The 16,509-nt window shown below is 66.2% G+C and carries 20 protein-coding genes; 9 read left to right on the top strand and 11 right to left on the bottom strand.

Annotated features, from left to right (window positions below; all coding sequences use genetic code 11):
• Nucleotides 1-72: 72 nt before the first annotated feature.
• The 3 genes from CFB43_RS09505 to CFB43_RS09510 all read left to right on the top strand — a co-directional run bounded on the left by CFB43_RS09505 (nucleotide 73) and on the right by CFB43_RS09510 (nucleotide 1,127).
• Complete coding sequence (locus CFB43_RS09505) at nucleotides 73-444, top strand: GFA family protein (protein ID WP_089494887.1); 372 nt, start codon at nucleotides 73-75, stop codon at nucleotides 442-444.
• The gene (locus CFB43_RS38785; protein WP_256989958.1) at nucleotides 441-569 is read left to right on the top strand and encodes a hypothetical protein; all 129 of its coding nucleotides are present in this window, start codon (nucleotides 441-443) and stop codon (nucleotides 567-569) included. The genes CFB43_RS09505 and CFB43_RS38785 overlap by 4 nt, the downstream gene beginning before the upstream one ends.
• 102 nt (nucleotides 570-671) lie before the next feature.
• Nucleotides 672-1,127, top strand: a complete 456-nt coding sequence (locus tag CFB43_RS09510; RefSeq protein ID WP_089494888.1) for a MarR family winged helix-turn-helix transcriptional regulator — start codon at nucleotides 672-674, stop codon at nucleotides 1,125-1,127.
• Nucleotides 1,128-1,175: 48 nt separating this feature from the next.
• On the opposite strand, the gene CFB43_RS09515 is transcribed toward CFB43_RS09510, so the two are convergent.
• The 3 genes from CFB43_RS09515 to CFB43_RS09525 form a co-directional block, all read right to left on the bottom strand.
• Nucleotides 1,176-1,892, bottom strand: a complete 717-nt coding sequence (locus tag CFB43_RS09515; protein ID WP_089494889.1) for a GNAT family N-acetyltransferase — start codon at nucleotides 1,890-1,892, stop codon at nucleotides 1,176-1,178.
• A 118-nt stretch (nucleotides 1,893-2,010) separates the two neighbouring features.
• Nucleotides 2,011-3,396 carry an ATP-binding protein gene (locus CFB43_RS09520; protein ID WP_089494890.1) on the bottom strand — a complete coding sequence of 462 codons (1,386 nt, stop codon included), beginning with the start codon at nucleotides 3,394-3,396 and terminating at the stop codon, nucleotides 2,011-2,013.
• The gene (locus CFB43_RS09525) at nucleotides 3,393-4,058 is read right to left on the bottom strand and encodes a response regulator transcription factor (RefSeq protein WP_089494891.1); all 666 of its coding nucleotides are present in this window, start codon (nucleotides 4,056-4,058) and stop codon (nucleotides 3,393-3,395) included. Before CFB43_RS09525 ends, CFB43_RS09520 begins: the two co-directional genes overlap by 4 nt.
• A 284-nt stretch (nucleotides 4,059-4,342) precedes the next feature.
• Between CFB43_RS09525 and CFB43_RS09530 the strand changes: the two genes are divergently transcribed.
• Nucleotides 4,343-4,870, top strand: coding sequence for a DedA family protein (locus CFB43_RS09530; RefSeq protein WP_089495291.1), 528 nt, complete (start codon nucleotides 4,343-4,345; stop codon nucleotides 4,868-4,870).
• Nucleotides 4,871-4,913: 43 nt separating this feature from the next.
• A complete protein-coding gene (locus CFB43_RS09535) occupies nucleotides 4,914-5,630 on the top strand; it encodes a class I SAM-dependent methyltransferase (protein ID WP_089494892.1) in 717 nt (238 codons plus the stop codon).
• Nucleotides 5,631-5,889: 259 nt separating this feature from the next.
• Here CFB43_RS09535 and CFB43_RS09540 read toward each other — a convergent pair whose 3' ends face one another.
• The 5 genes from CFB43_RS09540 to CFB43_RS09560 all read right to left on the bottom strand — a co-directional run bounded on the left by CFB43_RS09540 (nucleotide 5,890) and on the right by CFB43_RS09560 (nucleotide 8,230).
• The gene (locus CFB43_RS09540) at nucleotides 5,890-6,219 is read right to left on the bottom strand and encodes a DUF4148 domain-containing protein (RefSeq protein ID WP_089494893.1); all 330 of its coding nucleotides are present in this window, start codon (nucleotides 6,217-6,219) and stop codon (nucleotides 5,890-5,892) included.
• Nucleotides 6,220-6,292: 73 nt separating this feature from the next.
• A complete protein-coding gene (locus CFB43_RS09545; protein WP_089494894.1) occupies nucleotides 6,293-6,619 on the bottom strand; it encodes a DUF4148 domain-containing protein in 327 nt (108 codons plus the stop codon).
• 64 nt (nucleotides 6,620-6,683) lie between these two features.
• Nucleotides 6,684-7,010, bottom strand: coding sequence for a DUF4148 domain-containing protein (locus tag CFB43_RS09550; RefSeq protein WP_089495292.1), 327 nt, complete (start codon nucleotides 7,008-7,010; stop codon nucleotides 6,684-6,686).
• 71 nt (nucleotides 7,011-7,081) lie between these two features.
• Nucleotides 7,082-7,501, bottom strand: coding sequence for an organic hydroperoxide resistance protein (locus tag CFB43_RS09555; protein ID WP_089440138.1), 420 nt, complete (start codon nucleotides 7,499-7,501; stop codon nucleotides 7,082-7,084).
• A gap of 264 nt (nucleotides 7,502-7,765) precedes the next feature.
• A complete protein-coding gene (locus CFB43_RS09560; protein WP_089494895.1) occupies nucleotides 7,766-8,230 on the bottom strand; it encodes a RidA family protein in 465 nt (154 codons plus the stop codon).
• Between the two features lie 213 nt (nucleotides 8,231-8,443).
• On the opposite strand from CFB43_RS09560, the gene CFB43_RS09565 reads away from it, so the two are divergent.
• The gene (locus tag CFB43_RS09565) at nucleotides 8,444-9,409 is read left to right on the top strand and encodes a LysR family transcriptional regulator (protein WP_089494896.1); all 966 of its coding nucleotides are present in this window, start codon (nucleotides 8,444-8,446) and stop codon (nucleotides 9,407-9,409) included.
• Between the two features lie 31 nt (nucleotides 9,410-9,440).
• On the opposite strand, the gene CFB43_RS09570 is transcribed toward CFB43_RS09565, so the two are convergent.
• The 3 genes from CFB43_RS09570 to CFB43_RS09580 all read right to left on the bottom strand — a co-directional run bounded on the left by CFB43_RS09570 (nucleotide 9,441) and on the right by CFB43_RS09580 (nucleotide 12,733).
• Nucleotides 9,441-10,148 carry an SDR family NAD(P)-dependent oxidoreductase gene (locus tag CFB43_RS09570; protein WP_089494897.1) on the bottom strand — a complete coding sequence of 236 codons (708 nt, stop codon included), beginning with the start codon at nucleotides 10,146-10,148 and terminating at the stop codon, nucleotides 9,441-9,443.
• A 672-nt stretch (nucleotides 10,149-10,820) separates the two neighbouring features.
• Nucleotides 10,821-11,546, bottom strand: a complete 726-nt coding sequence (locus tag CFB43_RS09575; protein ID WP_206137296.1) for an SDR family oxidoreductase — start codon at nucleotides 11,544-11,546, stop codon at nucleotides 10,821-10,823.
• Entirely contained in the window at nucleotides 11,543-12,733 is a 1,191-nt protein-coding gene (locus tag CFB43_RS09580; protein ID WP_144023048.1) for a hypothetical protein, read from the bottom strand. Before CFB43_RS09580 ends, CFB43_RS09575 begins: the two co-directional genes overlap by 4 nt.
• A gap of 36 nt (nucleotides 12,734-12,769) precedes the next feature.
• On the opposite strand from CFB43_RS09580, the gene CFB43_RS37610 reads away from it, so the two are divergent.
• From CFB43_RS37610 to CFB43_RS09590, 3 genes are all read left to right on the top strand, one after another.
• Nucleotides 12,770-13,012, top strand: coding sequence for a hypothetical protein (locus tag CFB43_RS37610; RefSeq protein WP_144023049.1), 243 nt, complete (start codon nucleotides 12,770-12,772; stop codon nucleotides 13,010-13,012).
• Nucleotides 13,013-13,428: 416 nt separating this feature from the next.
• Nucleotides 13,429-14,667, top strand: coding sequence for a thioesterase domain-containing protein (locus tag CFB43_RS09585; RefSeq protein WP_179254812.1), 1,239 nt, complete (start codon nucleotides 13,429-13,431; stop codon nucleotides 14,665-14,667).
• Nucleotides 14,660-16,489, top strand: coding sequence for an amino acid adenylation domain-containing protein (locus CFB43_RS09590; RefSeq protein WP_179254813.1), 1,830 nt, complete (start codon nucleotides 14,660-14,662; stop codon nucleotides 16,487-16,489). The genes CFB43_RS09585 and CFB43_RS09590 overlap by 8 nt, the downstream gene beginning before the upstream one ends.
• Nucleotides 16,490-16,509 lie beyond the last annotated feature (20 nt).

Below are 16,509 nucleotides of genomic sequence, written 5' to 3' on the forward strand. Positions count from 1 at the left end.
CGGATACATCGCGATACAACGCAGCTTCGGGCGTCCGCTATAAAGCAGGCATGACCTCTTCGGGAGTGCACCATGTCCGCAACCTGGTTCAAAGGGTCCTGCCATTGCGGGGCCGTCAAATTCGAAGTCCGAACGGCCGTGACGCCGGCGACGCGCTGCAACTGCAGCCTGTGCCGCCGGCGCGGCGCATTGATGAGCCCGATGTTCGCGGCCAGCGAACTGACGATCGTCGAAGGCGAGGGCGCGCTGACGTGCTACCAGTTCAACACACGCACGGCCCGCCACTATTTCTGCAGCCATTGCGGCATCTATCCGTTCCATCAAACGCGCATGAACCCCGCCTGCTGGCGCGTCAATCTCGGCTGCCTCGACGGCGTCGACCCGTATGCGCTCGATGCAACGGTCGCCAACGGCGCGAGCCTCTCGGTCGTGGAGGACGCATGAAACGCTGGCTGATGATCCTGCTGTTTGCCGCGGGCGGGCTCGCGACCGAAATCGCGCATCCGGTGCAATGCACGCTGTTGTCGGTCAGCCGCATCCAGACCGGCAAGCGCCGCAGGGCGGGCTGACGGCGCGCCGATTCATCGAGACCGATTATCATGCTTCCGATAAGATCGCACGCGATATATAATGCGTCCATCTGCGGCCGTTCGCGTCGCGGGAGGACGTTCATGAAACCGACCGAAACCCCATCCGACACCGATCCGAAGCTGTCCGAGTTCCTGTGCTTTGCGATCTACTCGACGAACCTCGCATTCGGCAAGGCCTACAAGCCGATCCTCGAAGCGCTCGGCCTCACGTATACGCAATACATCACGATCATCGCGCTGTGGGAGCAGGACAACCAGACGGTCGGCCAGCTCGGCGAGAAGCTGTTCCTTGAATCCAATACGCTGACGCCGATCCTGAAGAAGCTCGAGGCGATGGGCTATCTGGAGCGGCACCGCGATCCGTCGGACGAACGCCAGGTGCTCGTCAGCCTGACGAAGAGCGGCCGCCGCGTGCGCGAGAAGGGGCTCGACATGAACCTGGTCGAAGCCACCGGCTTGAAGCCGGACGAATTCGCGAAGATGCAGAAGGCGATCGTCACGCTGCGCGGCAACCTGATCCGGTCGACCGACGAATAAACGCCTGGTCATGCCGCGGCAGGCACGACCCGCGTGCCGGCCGCGTCGTCATGCGTGCCCGTCGCCCAGCACCAGCAGGTTCATCTCGCGGCGGACGGCGAAACCGAGTGCGAGATAGCGCTCGATCGCCACCTGGTTCGACGTGAGGACGTGCAGGAAAGGCGTATCCGCGCGCGCGTCGATCTCCGCAATCAACGCCCGCATCAGCCGCGCCGCCAGCCCTTGCCGCCGGAACGCGGCATCCACGCAGACGGCGCTGATCTCCGTATACCCGTCGACCCGCATCCGCTCGCCGGCCATCGCGGCCAGCCGGCCTTCACTGCGAATGCCGATGTAATGGCCGAGTTCGAACGTGCGCGGGCCGAACGGGCCGGGCTGCGCGGCCGTCGTCAGCGCGAGCATGTCCGGCACATCGGCTTCGCCGAGCGTGACGTAACCCGATTCAGGCGCCGGGTCGAGCGTCCGCTGCCAGACCATCTGCAACAGATTCGCGCGCCGGATCACCGACCATCCCGCCGGCGGCTCGATCTCGTCCGGCGTGACCAGTGCCGCCGGTCCGTGAGCGGCGATCAGCGCGCGCAACGCGTCGAAGGATGCCGCGCTCGTATCCTCGATCGCGGCAAACGGCGCGACGGCCGCCGGAAACCGCCATGCACGGTCGTGGCCGACCGCAAAGCGGCGCTGCCTGCCCGTCAGCGCGTTCCACACCACACGGTCGAGCGGGTGCGCACGGCCTGGCGCGGTTCCGGTCGTTGCATCGGACATCGGCTGCTCCTCGTCTGAAGGTTTCGATCGCACAGCATAGACCGGGATCGGGCGGGCAGGGCGCGGCAACGTCGATCGCGTCGCCGTCGCGGCGCAGCACGTCCTGCCGGAGCCCGGACTAGCGCTGCCAGCGCTCCGGATCCACCCATATCGGGAACGACAGGATCACCGCCAGCCCGTTCCCCCCGATCCCGGCCGTCACCTCGACCGATCCGCCATGCGATTCGGCGATTCGCGCGACCAGCGACAGGCCAATGCCGCTGCCCGGCTGCACCGTCCCCGGTACCCGGTAGAAGCGTTCGAAGATCCGCTCCCGCTCGCCGACCGGCACACCGGGCCCGTCGTCCGCGATCCGCAGCCTGACCCGAGCGCCGTCCGCATCGGCGGGGACGTCGCTCCCAATCTCGACCCGCCCGCCGTCACGGCCGTAACGCAGCGCGTTGTCGATCAGGTTGCGCACCGCAATGGCGATCTCGTCCAGGTCGCCCCAGACGCGCGCCGGTTCGACCGCGATCCGCATCGTCTGTCGGCGCGCACGGGCGGCCACGTCGAAGTCGCTCGCGATCAGCGCAACGAGCCGCGACAGGTCGACCGGCCCGTGCTGGTCGGCACGTGTCCCCGCGTCCAGCCGCGCCAGTTCGAGCAATTGCCCGGATAGCCGCGCGCTGCGTTCGACGCCTGTTGCCAGCCTGCGTAGTGCCGCGTTCTTGTCCGCCAGGTTGTCCGCCTGCAACGCCACTTCCGCCTGGGCCGACAACGCCGCGAGCGGCGTGCGCAACTCGTGCGCCGCGTCGCCGATGAAACGGCGCTCGGTGTCGACGGCCTGACTCAGCCGCGCGAGCAGGCGATTGAACGATTCGACGAGCGGGCGGAGCTCCCGCGGCAGCGTCGCCAGCGGCAACGGCGAGAAATCGAACGCGGCCTTGCGCTGGATCGCCTGCTGGACGTCGCGCACCGGCCCGAACGACCAGCGGATCACCCACCAGATCACGACGCCCAGCATCCCGAGCATCACCGCCGTATTGAACAGGCCGAGCTGCAGCGCATTGTTCGCCTTCTCCTGCCAGGTCGTGGCCGGCCCGCCTGTCTGAACGTGAATCCGGCCCGCCGGATCCGACAGCGAGTACACCCGCCAGGTCTCGTCGTGCGCGACGCCACGCCCGGTGCTCACGCCGTATCCGTCCCGCAGGTCGGACTTGAGGGCCGGCCCCGGCGCATCCGCGCTGTGCATCACGTTGCGGCCATCGACCCAGACCTGGAACGCGACGTCGTATTTGCCATACGCCGTTTTCGGTACGACCGCCTGCGCGTTCACCGCGGGCAGGCCATTGATCGTATCCGGCAATGCGAGGAGCAGCAGTTGCGCGGCACTCTCGAGCATGCCGTCGCGCCAGCCGCGCTGCTCACGCCACAGGCCGATGCCGAGAAACGCCCCCCAGCTCGCCCAGAACACGACGACCGCCGCCATCACGGTCGCGAGCAGGCGCATGCGTAGCGACTTCATGCCGGGCGCTCCCCGACGCGATAGCCGAAGCCGTGCACCGTCACGATCAGCTCGTCGCCGAGCTTGCGCCGAAGTTGATGGATGTACACCGCGATCGTGTTGCTTTCGATTTCGCTGTCGTTGCCGTACACGCGCGCTTCGAGTTGCGTCCGGGTGACGACGCGGCCTTGCCGCTCCATCAGCGCGAGCAGCGTGCGGTACTCGTGGATGCTGAGCGCAACGGGTTCGCCGGCGCGCGTGACTTCCTTGCGCGCCGGGTCGACGTGCACGTCGCGGTAGACCAGGCGTTCCGACACGCGGCCCTGGCTGCGGCGCGTCAGCGCGCGCAGCCGTGCGTAGAGTTCGTCGAGCTGGAACGGCTTCACGAGATAGTCGTCGGCGCCGGCGTCGAGGCCGCGGATCCGGTCGCTCAGTTGATCGCGCGCGGTCACGATCAATACCGGCGTCGGGTCGTAGTTCGCGCGCATCGCGGCGAGCAGCGTGAAACCGGACGCGCCCGGCAGTTGCAGGTCGAGCAGCACCGCGTCGTAGTGGTGGCCCACGAGCGCGAGCCGCGCGGCCGGCACGTCGGCCGACCAGTCCGCGCGCCAGCCGTTCTGCCTGAGGCCCGCGCAAACGGCGTCGGCCAGCATGGCATCGTCTTCCACCAGCAGGATATCCATCGGTTTCGCTCCTCGAATGTCGAGGTCGCCAGCCTGACCGACCGCGATTAAAAACTTCTTAAAGCCTGGCGGTCACGATGCGTGCCATTCGCCGCATTGCCGGTGCAATGCATCTGGCGTTTTCTCGAGAGGCTCGCGATGACCGTGTCACGTCCTTCAATTCCGTTGTTGCAATGCAATGCCGCACGAGGCTCCACCTGCGCGCCGCGTCGGTGCGGGCCATTCTGGCACGGAAGGCCGCGTGCGTTGTGCGCATTGCACGCCCGCTGCGCGGGAGCGGCGCGATGAACCAGCTCGCCACGCTCGTCCCGTTCGGCCTCGCGCTCAGCGTGGCCGGCGCCAACAGCTTCGCCTGCCTCGTCGGCCTGTCGCTGATCGAACGGCTGATCCCCGTGCTGCCGTCCCACGTGCTCCTCACGCTGATCGGCGTCGCCAGCGCGCAAGGCGCCTGGACATTGCCGGAAGCGATCGTCGTCACGGCGCTCGGCAGCTTCGCCGGCTGCCTGTTGCATTACGCGCTCGGCAACCTGTGGCCGGAAGAGAGCGTGCTGGCCCTGCTGCGCCGCGTCGCGCCCATGGGCAGGCTGCCGCCCGCACGCATGGACGCGCTGATCGACGGCATCCGCGCGCGGCCCACGCGGCTCGCGCTCTGGTCGCAACTGGTGCCGTTCGTGCGACTCGTCGCACCGGCGCTCGCCGGCTTGCTGGAAACGAGCTTCGCGCGGTTCGCGTCCGGTGCCGCGGCCGGTATCGCGCTGTGGAACACGCTGTTCATCACCGCGGGCTATCTGGCGGCGCAAGCGGCCGCCTAGCCGGACCTGCCGTTGACCGATCGATCCCGACTGGAGCCCGTCGATGCGAATCCCTGACTGGATGCTGTTCCTGCGTACCTGGTTGCGCAATCCGCGCCGCGTCGGCGCACTCGCGCCGTCCGGCCCCGCGCTCGCCGCGCTGATCACCGCCGAGATCCCGCGCGATGGCGCCACCGTGATCGAGCTCGGTGCGGGCACCGGCGTGTTCACGCGGGCATTGCTCGCGCGCGGCGTCACGAGTGACCGGCTGGTGCTGGTGGAAGCCGATCCCGCATTCGCGAACGCGCTGCGGCGTCAGTTCCCCGCGTTGAGAGTCATGCAGATGAATGCCGCGCAGCTCGGCGTCACGGGCGACTTCTTCGGCGGGGCGCGTGCGGATGCTGTCGTGAGCGGGTTGCCGCTCGTCGCGATGCCGGTCGAACAGGCCGTCTCGATCGTACATTACACGTTCGCGCGCCACCTGGCTGCCGATGGTGCGTTCTACCAGTTCACGTATGTGCCGCGTTGCCCGATTCCGGCGCGCTACCTGGAGGCCATGCGCATTCGTGCTGTCCGGGTTGGCGTCGCGTGGATGAACATCCCGCCGGCCATCGTGTATCGCTTCGAACGCCGGATCGATGCGGCCGAGCGTCAGTGGCCCGGGGCGCGGCCGCTGCTCGATGCGGTTGCGGAGGCAACTAGTTTGCGCGGCGTCGATACTGCGCCATCACTCGACTCGAGCGTCGTGCAGCCATTGACAGAGGGAAGTGCGTCATCGTGAACGCGCTCGGGTGCCGGTTGCCGATCGGCCTGCCACGGTTGCCGATTCTTCTTCGCCAATCACGGGCCATGAACGTCGGGAGCCGCATCGGTACGCGCACTCCCGAATCCCGGACCAACGCAAGCACGCGGTGCGCGTCGACCTGCCTCACTGCATTTCGTCGACGTCCGGCGAGGAGCGCGCCATGCTCGCGCGCTCCCGCTTCTCGCATGCCGAACCGAACTACCCGGCCGTGCGCGACGATTCCGACGCGCCATGCTCAATGGCCGAAATAGATCGACCGCTCGGCCGTGCGAACCGCGTTGCGGCTGCCCGACTGCGTCGCACTGCCGGCGTCGCTGCCGTAACCGGACGCCTGCGACTCGACCGCGACTGCAGTGGTGTCGTGAACCCGGCGCAGCGCGGCCTGGAGATTGTCCGGATAGTTCGGGTCGTTGGGCCGGTTCGGCAGGTAGCCGGCCTTCTGCAGCGCGGCCAGTTCCGCACGCACTTGCGAGCGCGTCACGGTGCCGTCACCGGCAAACGCCGGCGCGGCAACGGCAGCCGACACGGCAACGAGAAAGGCAGCGATCAGTTGGGTCTTCATCATTCACCTCGACAAGAAAATGGAATTCAGTAGTTGCGCATCGTGCGCCGGCCACCGGCGCCATTCGCGGTGTCGTTCAATGACCGAAGTAGATCGAGCGTTCGGCGATTCGCGCCGCATGCCGGCTGCCCGACTGCGTCGCGGCGGCGGCATCGCTGCCGTAACCGGACGTCGCTGCGTCGGCCACTGCGGTGTCGTTCGCGTGAATGCGCGTCAGTGCGGCCTGCAGATCGTCCGGATAGTGCGGATCGTTCGCGCGGCCCGGCCGATAGCCGGCCTGTTCGAGCTGGACGAGCTCGGCACGCACCTGCGCGCGGGACACGGCGGCTGCATCGGCGAACGCCGGTGCGGCAGCGGAGGCGGAAACGGCCACGAGAAGGGCGGCGATCAATTGGGTTTTCATCGTTTACCTCGACAGAAGAGAAATAGAAGGAAGGCAGGGTTCGCGTATCGACGATGCGTCGCGCTCAATGACCGAAATACACCGAGCGATCGGCCACGCTGACCGCATGCCGGCGGCCCGATTGCGTGACCGCCTCGCCGTTGCTTCCGTAGCCGGACGCCTGCTCGTTACTGGCGACCGCATCGGCGGCATGGATCTGCGTGAGTGCAGCCTGGAGATCATTCGGATAGGTGGCGTCGGTCGCGCGATTCAGCGGGTAGCCGGCCTGTTGCAACTGCGCGAGCTCGGCGCGCACCTGCGCACGCGTCACGGTGGATTCGCTGGAGAACGCCGGTGCGGCAACCGTGGCCGAAACTGCGACGAGAAGGGCGGCGATCAGTCGGGTATTCATCATTCACCTCAGAAAGAAAGAAAGGAAATCGGGCATTCGGCAAGGCGGCGCCAGGCCGCCTGATGCATCGTTCAAGCGATACGGATGTCGACGTCGATGTTGCCGCGCGTCGCCTTCGAATACGGGCAGGTCTGGTGCGCCGCATCGACGATGCGCTGCGCGACGTCGCGATCGAGCCCCGGCACGCTCACGTTCAGCCGGGCCTGCAGGAAGTACGCATTGCCGGCGGTGCCGAGATCCACTTCGGCGTCGACCGCGAGATCGGCCGGCAGCGTCACCTTCGCGGCACGCGCCGCAAGCTGCATCGCGCCGATGAAGCAGGCCGACCAGCCGGCCGCGAACAACTGCTCGGGGTTGGTGCCGGTGCCGGCGCTGCCCGGCGACGACAACTGGATGTCGAGGCGGCCGTCGGAACTGCGCGCCGAGCCGTCGCGGCCGCCCGAAGTCGTATGCGTCTTGCCCGTGTACAGCACTTTTTCGATCTTGCTCATCATTTGCTCCGTCAGTTGGGTGGTTTGTTTCAGATGCGATTCGATCGCATGCGATGGAGTTTCGTCGAGGCCGCCAACTCAGTCAAGCGCATTCGATTAAATCGCATGCGATATTTTGTATTTCAATGTATCTGGATACGTGTACAGCCTTGCGAGAGAAGGCTTTCCGGTGATCGTTCCCCGATATGCGACGCGCGACGCATCCGGGCAGGGCAGGTGAAAACGCCCCGGGAATGGCTGGCCGCCGGCAGGGCGGCCGATCGGTCAGGCCGGGTCGATCTCGGCGATCACGACGAGGATCACGGCCGCATCGGCCGGCAACTGGCGCTGGGAGAACGCCGAGCGCGCGTGGCCCGACTTTTCGCCCAGCACGGCGGCGAACAGGTCCGACGCGCCGTCGATCACGGCCGGCTGCCCGAAAAAGCCATCGGCCGAACTCACGTGCCCCTCGACGCGCACGATCTTGCGCAGGCGCTCGAACCCGCCCAGGTGCCGGCGAATCTGCGCGAGCACGTTCAGCGCCGCGAGCCGGGCGGCATGCTTGCCGTCGTCGACGTTCAATTGCTCGCCGACACGGCCGGTATAGGCAATCTTGCCGTCGACCAGCGGCAGTTGTCCGGAGACGAACAGCAGGTTGCCGGCTTCGCTGGCGGCCGTATAGCTGCCGAGCGGGTTCGGCGGCTCGGGTAACGCGAGGCCGAGGTCGGCCAGTTTCTGTTCGACGGTCATGTCGTGCTCCTTGCGGGAAAAGGGTTCGGGCGATCGGTGAGGCCTGTGAGTCACTGTAGTCAAGCGGCCGAAGCCGGTAAATGTCAGCCGCGCAATTGATTCACGACGCGGTGTAACGAATCGCGCCGTGCGCGTCCGCTGGTTTCCGCCGCGAGATTCATGCACACTCGGCGTCATCGCGGGCCACGCGCCGCAGACGGCAGGAATCGCCTCATGCAACGACAATTCGACGATCTGCTGCTGGGCAGCATCGAGCTGTTCTGCCTCGCCGCCGAACTCGGCAGCTTCACGCTGGCGGCCAACGCGGCGAGTGTCACGCCGGCCGCGGTCAGCCGCTCGGTCGCGCGGCTCGAGGCGCGTCTCGGCGTGCGGCTGTTCGTGCGCACGACGCGCCAGATCCGCCTGACCGATTCCGGCCGCCGCTATTTCGAGCAATGTCGCGACGCGCTGTCGCAACTCGTCGACGCGGAGCGCGAGGCGACCGGCCAGCAGGCGACGCCCGCCGGCGTGCTGCGGATCAGCATGCCGACACCGTACGGGCACTATCGCGTGCTGCCGCTGTTGCCGGCGTTTCGCGAGCGGTATCCGGACGTGCGCGTCGACACCCACCTGAGCAACCGCAACATCGACTTCGCCGAGGAAGGCTACGATCTCGCGATCCGCGGCAGCGCGCCGGCCGATTCGAACCTGATCGCACGCAAGCTGGAGGATGCCGAACTCGTGATCGTCGCGACGCCCGGCTACCTGAAGCGCGCGGGCATGCCGACCGCTGTCGATGACCTGCATGCGCACGAATGCATCCAGTTCGAGCTGCCGAGCAGCGGGCGGACGATTCCGTGGCTGTTCGACGATGGCTCGGACGGAATCGACGTCGCGACGACCGGCAGCTACGGTACGTCGGGCGACTATCTTGCCGGTGTGACGCTTGCGCGCAGCGGTGCCGGCCTGTTCCAGACCTATCGCTTCATCGTCGAACAGGATCTGCGGGCCGGCACGCTCGTGGAAGTGCTGTCCGGCCTCGGCGGCCGGTCGCGGCCGTTCATGCTGCTGTATCCGCATGCGCGCTTTTTATCGTCGCGCGTGCGCGTGTTCGTCGACTTTCTCGTCGAGCATCTGGCGCGCGCGCCGGCCGAGCAGCCGGCCGAGAAACGCGCCAAACGGGCCGGCGCATCGCGCTAAGCGCGCCGGCTCGCGGTGTCGATGCCGCGCCTCAATGCCCGGCGCTCTGGCCGCCGTCGACATGCAGGATCTCGCCCGTGACGAACGGCGCCGAATCCAGGTACAGGATCGCATCGACGATGTCGCTCATTTCGCCCATGCGGCCGACCGGATGCAGCGATGCGAGCGTCGCGTGGGTTTCGGGCGCGTGCATCGGCGACTTGATGATCCCGGGCGACACCGCATTCACGCGAATGCCGGCCTTCGCATACTCGATCGCGAGCGACTTCGTCGCCGCATTCAATCCGCCTTTCGTCAGCGACGCGAGTACCGACGGCACGTTGCTGTTCGCGTGATCGACCAGGCTCGTCGTGATGCTGACCACGTGGCCGCCGCCGTGTTTCTGCATCGCGGCGATCGCATGCTGCGTGACGTGGAAGAAGCCGCTCAGGTTGACGTTCGCGATCTGCGCGTAGTCGTCCGCGGTGTACTGCGTGAACGGCTTCGCGATGAAGATGCCCGCGTTGTTGACGAGCGTGTCGACGCGGCCGAAGCGTTCGATCGCGGCGTCGACCACGCGCCGTGCGACGGCCGCGTCGCCGATGTCGCCCGCGACGGTGACGAGGTCCGGATCGTTCGACGGCCCAATCGAACGTGACGTTGCGACGACGCGATGGCCGCGGGCCCGGAATGCGTCGACCGTTGCCGCGCCGATGCCTTGCGATGCGCCGGTGACGATGATGACTCTGGATGCGCTCATGATTTGCCTCGATAGGTGAAGGGTTCCCGGCTTCGGTGCCGACCGGATCCGTGAATCCGATGGGCGAACTGTAGGCGCGCCGGTTGCGATCTCGAATACCCACCGTGGAGCAACAGTCTTGCGTCGGGGGAACAAATGCGGCCCGCCCAATCGGCGCTCGACGTCGTGCGCAAGCGCCTCGATGCGCTGCGCGAATGTTCAAGCGTAGCGCGACCTCACCAAAGACGACCGATTATCGGACGATTTGACGAGCCGATTCGTCTGCTGCGGAGCACGCAGTTGGATAACACGTCGCTGGTGTCTGGATAACTTTTCTTATCACAATAGCGTGCTTCCATTTCAAAACTGACCAGTCGGCAAACGCGTCAGTCTCGGTAGCCGAGCATGCTGCGGTCAACATCGCCCGCCGGATACCGATGGACAGTCTTTGCGAGGCGGCAGGCGAGCGGGGCACCTGTCCGCGACCGGCGGACAGCGCTCCACGAAAAGCGCCCCAAAAACCGGATCGCTATCCGGCCTTCGGGGCGCAGTTCATCGAGTCGGGTTTCGAGGGTTTTCGACTGGCAGGATCGGGCCGCCGGCACCCTCCGCCGGCAGTTCCCTTACGATTGCGGCAGCCGACACCCGATCCGTCTGCCCGACGCCTCACGACGAATCGCGAGCGGGTTGGCTTCAGGACGTTTGCGCGGTGGACGTCAGGAAGATCTCTCTCATGCAGACGTGCTGCGGTTGCGCATAGGCGAAGCACACCGCGCGTGCGACGTCGTCGGGATGCAGCACCGAAGCCAGCGAACTCATCCATTCGCGAAACATCGTCTTGGCGGACTCCGACGTGGTGGCGTCGAGCAGGGGCGTGTCGACCACACCCGGCGCGATGGTCGACACGCGGATATTGTGCTGGCCGAGATCGGCGCCCAGCGCCGCCGACATGCCGTGCACCGCGAATTTCGATGCGCAATACGCCGAATGAAATGGAAAGGCCTGGCGGCCGGTGATCGAGCTGACATTGAAAATGCTGCCTCGCCGCCGCTCGATCATGCCGGGCAGCACGCTCTGAATCGCGTTCATCGTCCCGACGACGTTCACGTCCAGCATGGTCCGCAGTTCGTCGGCCGATTGTTCGAGCGGCTCGCCGAGCAGCATCGTTCCCGCGCTGTTCACGAGGCAGTCGACACCGCCGAACTGCGCCTGGGCGGCCTGCACCGCGGCCCGCACCGCACGCTCGTCGGTCACGTCCGCCGCGACGCATGCGGCGTTGGGCAAATCGAGCGCCTGCAGCTCGGCCAGCCGCCGCGACACCAGCAGCAGCGGATGCCCGAGCGCCGCGAACGCACGCGCGACCGCCGCACCAATGCCGGAACTCGCGCCCGTCACCATCACCAGCGGCAAAGTCGTCACGACGCGCCTCCCGTGCGGACCCCGCGGTCGCGCTTGCGCTGCGCGCGTTGCTGCACGTCGGCATACATCGCCTTGACCGCATTCGCCGTGAAGAACGCCATGTGCTCGTCAAAACGTCCCGGATGGACGATCGAGAACGGGGCGGGCGGTCGTTTGCCGAGCGTCGCCTCGTAAAGCGGGCCGATCGGATCGTTCATGTGCGAGTTGCGGAAGTTGTGCGCGGTCTGGGCCGCGTTTTCGGCGCCCGAAATCGAGGCCGTCGGCGTGTTGTCTTCAGGACTCACGCCGATCTGCGTCTTGACGAACTGGATGTGCTCGTCACGCCATGTCCGCACATACTGGTACACGTAGACCGTCTGACGAATCATCGCGGCGAGCGCCGGTTGCGTGTTCTGGCGCAGCACCTGTTGCGCCTGCTCGAGCACGGCGTCGTCGTCGCGCGCGGCAGTGTCGTCGAATGCCATCAGCCGCAGGCGGAGCGAACGCACCAGCAGCGGGTAGATCGTCAGGAACAGCCCCTTGCGCAGATTGTGCGAGTGAGACCCGCTCGTGATGCCAAGCGCCGGCCGGATCGCGAAGTAAGCCTTCGGACTCAGCGTCCGCACGATCGGCTTGATGTTGTCGGTGACGATCTGCAGCAACTTGTTGCACAGCGCCAGCGACGTCGCCTCATGCTCGAACGACTCGTTCGCTTCGTTCACGAGCGCCAGAATCGAATCCGCGATCACGTCGTTGACGAGGCCCACGAGGACTTCGCTGATCTGGTGGTACGCACGGAACTGCATCAGGTACGTCGGATCCTTGAGGTCGACGCAGGTGACCGCATCGCGCACCTCGTCGTTCTGCACGACCCGCTGATAGAACTGCTCGGCGCTCTCGCCCTCGAGGCGAAACACGCCCGGCACCCGAACGTGGCGCAGCACGGCCAGCCAGATCGTTTCGTAATTGGTATTGACGAAGGTGTGAAAGAACGTGAAGCGCTGCGGATCGTCGAGGTCCTTCTCCGAAACGTCGCCGACCGCTTCCGGCGCCGATTTCAGCGCTTCGTACATCGCTTCGGTTTTTTTCGCGGCCGCCTGATAGGTGGACGAATCCTCGATCGACAGAAAGTCCCCGCCATTGCGCCCGAGATCCGTTTGCACCAGCAACTGCGAAAAGCGGTACAGGGAATCGTTGAAATGATTCATCCACGAAATCTTGACCGACACGTCGCCGAAGCGGGAATGGCTGATGTCGTCGACGATCCGGTCGGCGAGGACGGAAATGTTATTCAGGCAGATTTCCGTCCCTCTGAAGATGGCGACAATACATTTTGCATCGATTTGCTGCTTTTCGCAGTTTATGAGTCGATCCAGGTATTTCACGCCATGCAGAAGTTCGTAGTTCGCAAGCACCGCGGTGCTGTCGATCTCCGCATGCGTCGAGAACGCCTCGCGCCGCCGCGAGATTTCGTCGAGGTCCAGTGATTTGGCGAGAAGCTTCTCCGTCGCGTGTTCCGCGGTGACGGGGAGATTGCTTTTGCTGCGCAGGAACGACGCGATTTCTTGCCGAATCGACCGAGCCGATTCGCTCTCAGGTGCTTTCACTTCCATTTAAAACCTCTCGATGGTCCGATGTTGATTTAATTGATTTTCAAGACGTATCAGGGTGGAGCGGGGGAGGATTGTATCGACTATTTTCTCGAAATGATCGCTGTCAGAACAGACAGCTTTATTCACACCGATGACACCTGATGTTTGTGTCAGGGATATCTGTCAGATATTGCAGGTTCACGACAACGGATTTTGATTGTCTAATCACATTCCGCAACGGTGATTTGATATTTAATATATTTTTTGCATGTTCAAAGAAACGTGCGGTTTGCAAATCGGGTAAATACAGAATGATGCGGACGGACGATATCGCCCCGCGCCTGCGGGCCAGCCTGGCCCAGGTTCTCGGAGCGCCGCTCCATTACGGTTTTCTCGCGGCGTTGTGCCGCGCCGGGGTGCGCGGCGTCGATGGCGGCAACGCCGCGACCATCACGATCCGCAAACGCTCGGCCGTCGGCGCCGCGCCCCCGGCGATCACGATCGGATCGCCCGAGATCGCCGGTGCTTTCCGCACGCTGGTCCGACGGGTCGCCGATCGTCTCGACGCGGCGGGGGGCGCGGACGCCGGCGCCGCCCTCGATCAATGGGAGCTCGAGGTCCGCGGCGGCGCACACGGCCCCATCGTGCTGCGGCCGCACGACCCGACGCAGGCGAACGCATGGCAGGTGAGCGTTGCCGGCGCGCCGGCGCTCGCGGCCGCCATCGGCGACAGGTGGCGTCACACCGCAGCCGAGCTCGCCGATCAGCTGGCCGTCGATCCGATCGTCGACGTCACGCGCGTGATCGCCGGACGCGCGGCGCGCGATGCAAGCGATGCCGTGCTGACCCTGATTCACGGCGCCGACGGCAGCGTCGTGCCGTTCGCGCCGCTGGCCGCGCGGCTGCCGTTCATCGTCAGGGCGTTTCGCGGGGTGCCGGCGCAACTCGCGCAGGCCGCCGACCTGAAGGACCTCGCGCACCGCTATGTCGATGCACTGTGCGAGATCGACGACCGGCCTTTCCACTGGATCGGCGGTCACTCGTTCGGTGCGGTGGTGGCGCGCGAAATGGCTGCCCTGCTGGAGCAGCGCGGCAAGCGCCTCGGCGTCGTGGTCAGTCTGGATCCGTCGCTGGCCCTGGCGGCCCGCGAGCGTGTGAGCGACGACCGCACGGAGCGCGTCACGCTGCTCAAGGCGATGTTTCCGCCGGCGGAAGCCGATCGCGTCCTCGCCGAATCGCCGAGCGATAGCGAAATCGACGCCTGCCTGCGTCGGCGCATGCCCGCCGCCCGCCTGCGCGAGGTGCTCGACATGCGCCGCACGTGCCTGGCATTGCTGAAGTCCCACCGCACCGCCGCGGCCCCGGCCGCGCGCGTGGCATGCCTGCACGCGCGCGAGCCGCTGCTGCCCGACTGGCATGCGCACGCGCTGCAGCATCGCGTGCAGGGCATCGAAGTACCCGGCAATCACTTTTCAATGCTCTCGGAGCCGCACGTCGCCTGTGTCGCTTCGATCGTTCAATCCCTTCGTCCTGAATCCTGCGATGACTGAATCCATCTATTCACCCCGCATCCCGCATCTGGCCTTCGAGCAGCGCGCCGCAGCGGCACCCGATCGAATCGCGGCCCTCTCGGAGCGCGAACGCGTGACCTACGGTGAGCTGAACGCGCGCGCGAACCGGCTGGCGCGTTTCCTGCGCGATGAAGTCGGCATCCGTGCCGGCGAGGCCGTCGGCGTGTGCACGGATCACGATCCCGTCAGGCTCGTCGCGTTGCTGGCCATCCTGAAGTGCGGGGCCGTCTACGTGCCGGTCGACGCCGCGTGCCCCGAGGACCGGATGCGCCACATGGTCCAGCGCGCGCGCATCGCGTTCGTGCTGACGGCCCTGGAAGGTCGCGCGATGACGCAGCTCGGCGACGTGCCGCAAAGCGACGTCTATGCGGCGTTGAATCGGGCGAGCCAGTTGTCGTCCGACAATCTCGGACTGGATGCCGAGCTGCACGATCCGCTCTACATCATCTTCACGTCCGGTTCCACCGGGCTGCCGAAGGGCGTTGCCGTCTCGCATGCCGCCGCGTGGAATCACTTCAGCTGGATCATCGACTACCTCGGTTTCCGCGAGGACGATCGCTGGCTGCAAAGCATCAACCCGTGTTTCGACCCATCCATGCACGAGCTGCTCGCGCCGCTGACCATCGGCGCGACGGTGTGCTTTCTCGGCGGCACGCACCGGATCGACAGCGTCGAGATCGTGGCCGCGATCCGGCGGCATGCGGCCACGCACATCACCACCGTGCCGACGATGTTCAACCTCATCACGCAAACGCCGGGCTTCGATCAATGCACGAGCCTGAAGGCGATCTGCGTCGGCGGCGAGGTCTTCCGTCCGTCGCTCGCGGAGCGCGCCCGGCGCCTGTTGCCCGACACGGTCGTCCACAACGTGTACGGGCCGACGGAGGCGACGATCATGGCGAGCGCATGGCCGTTCGACGACGCGCCGCGGGATTCGCTGCCGATCGGCGCACCGGTTTCGCACACGCGCTTCTACCTGCGTCGAACCGCGGCGGACGGCGTGACCGACGTGATCGTGCCCACGACGCCGGGGGAGGAGGGCGAACTCTGCATCAGCGGCGCGGCACTGGCCAACGGCTACGTGAACGACGCCGCGGAAACGGCGCGGCGCTTCATCGCGAATCCGCTGTTCGAGACCGGTGACCTGCCGGTGTACTCGCGCATCTACCTGACGGGCGACATCTGCCGGGTCGATGCAGACGGCCTCGTTCACTGCGTGGGGCGCGTGGACGACCAGGTGAAGATCAACGGCCAGCGCGTCGAACTGGCGGAGATCGAATCCGCGGTGCTGCGCTCGCCGATGGTGCGCGATGCCACCGCGCTCGTCGTCGGCGACCGGCTGACCGCCATCGTGGTTCTGGCCGACGGCCACGACGCCGCGTGGAGGCAAACGCTGAGCGAAACCGCTGCCCACGCGCTGCCGGCCGCCTGGCTGCCGAAGGACTGGGTCGCGGTCGCGGAGATCCCGCGCCAGGCGACGAGCGGCAAGGCAGACCGGCGCGCGCTCGTCGACCTCTGCCGCCAGGCCAGCGAGCGCACCCGGGCGGATGACGTGCCGGCCAACGACGTCGAATCCGAAATCGGCCGCGTGCTGGCCCAGTTGATCGGCCTGGGCAGTGATGCGTTGATCGACCGGGACGAACCGTTCGCGGATATCGGGCTCGATTCGCTGGGCGTTCAGGCGCTGTCGCTGCGGCTCAGCGCCGCCTTCGGGGTGTCCCTCCGTGCCGAAGACATGTTCGAGTACTACACGATCGACCTTCTTTCGCGGGAAATCCACTCGCGACTTGCAACGGCATGAGAACGGCACCGGTCGCCGCG

The sequence above is a fragment of the Burkholderia sp. AU15512 genome (assembly GCF_002223325.1).
Taxonomy (GTDB): domain Bacteria; phylum Pseudomonadota; class Gammaproteobacteria; order Burkholderiales; family Burkholderiaceae; genus Burkholderia.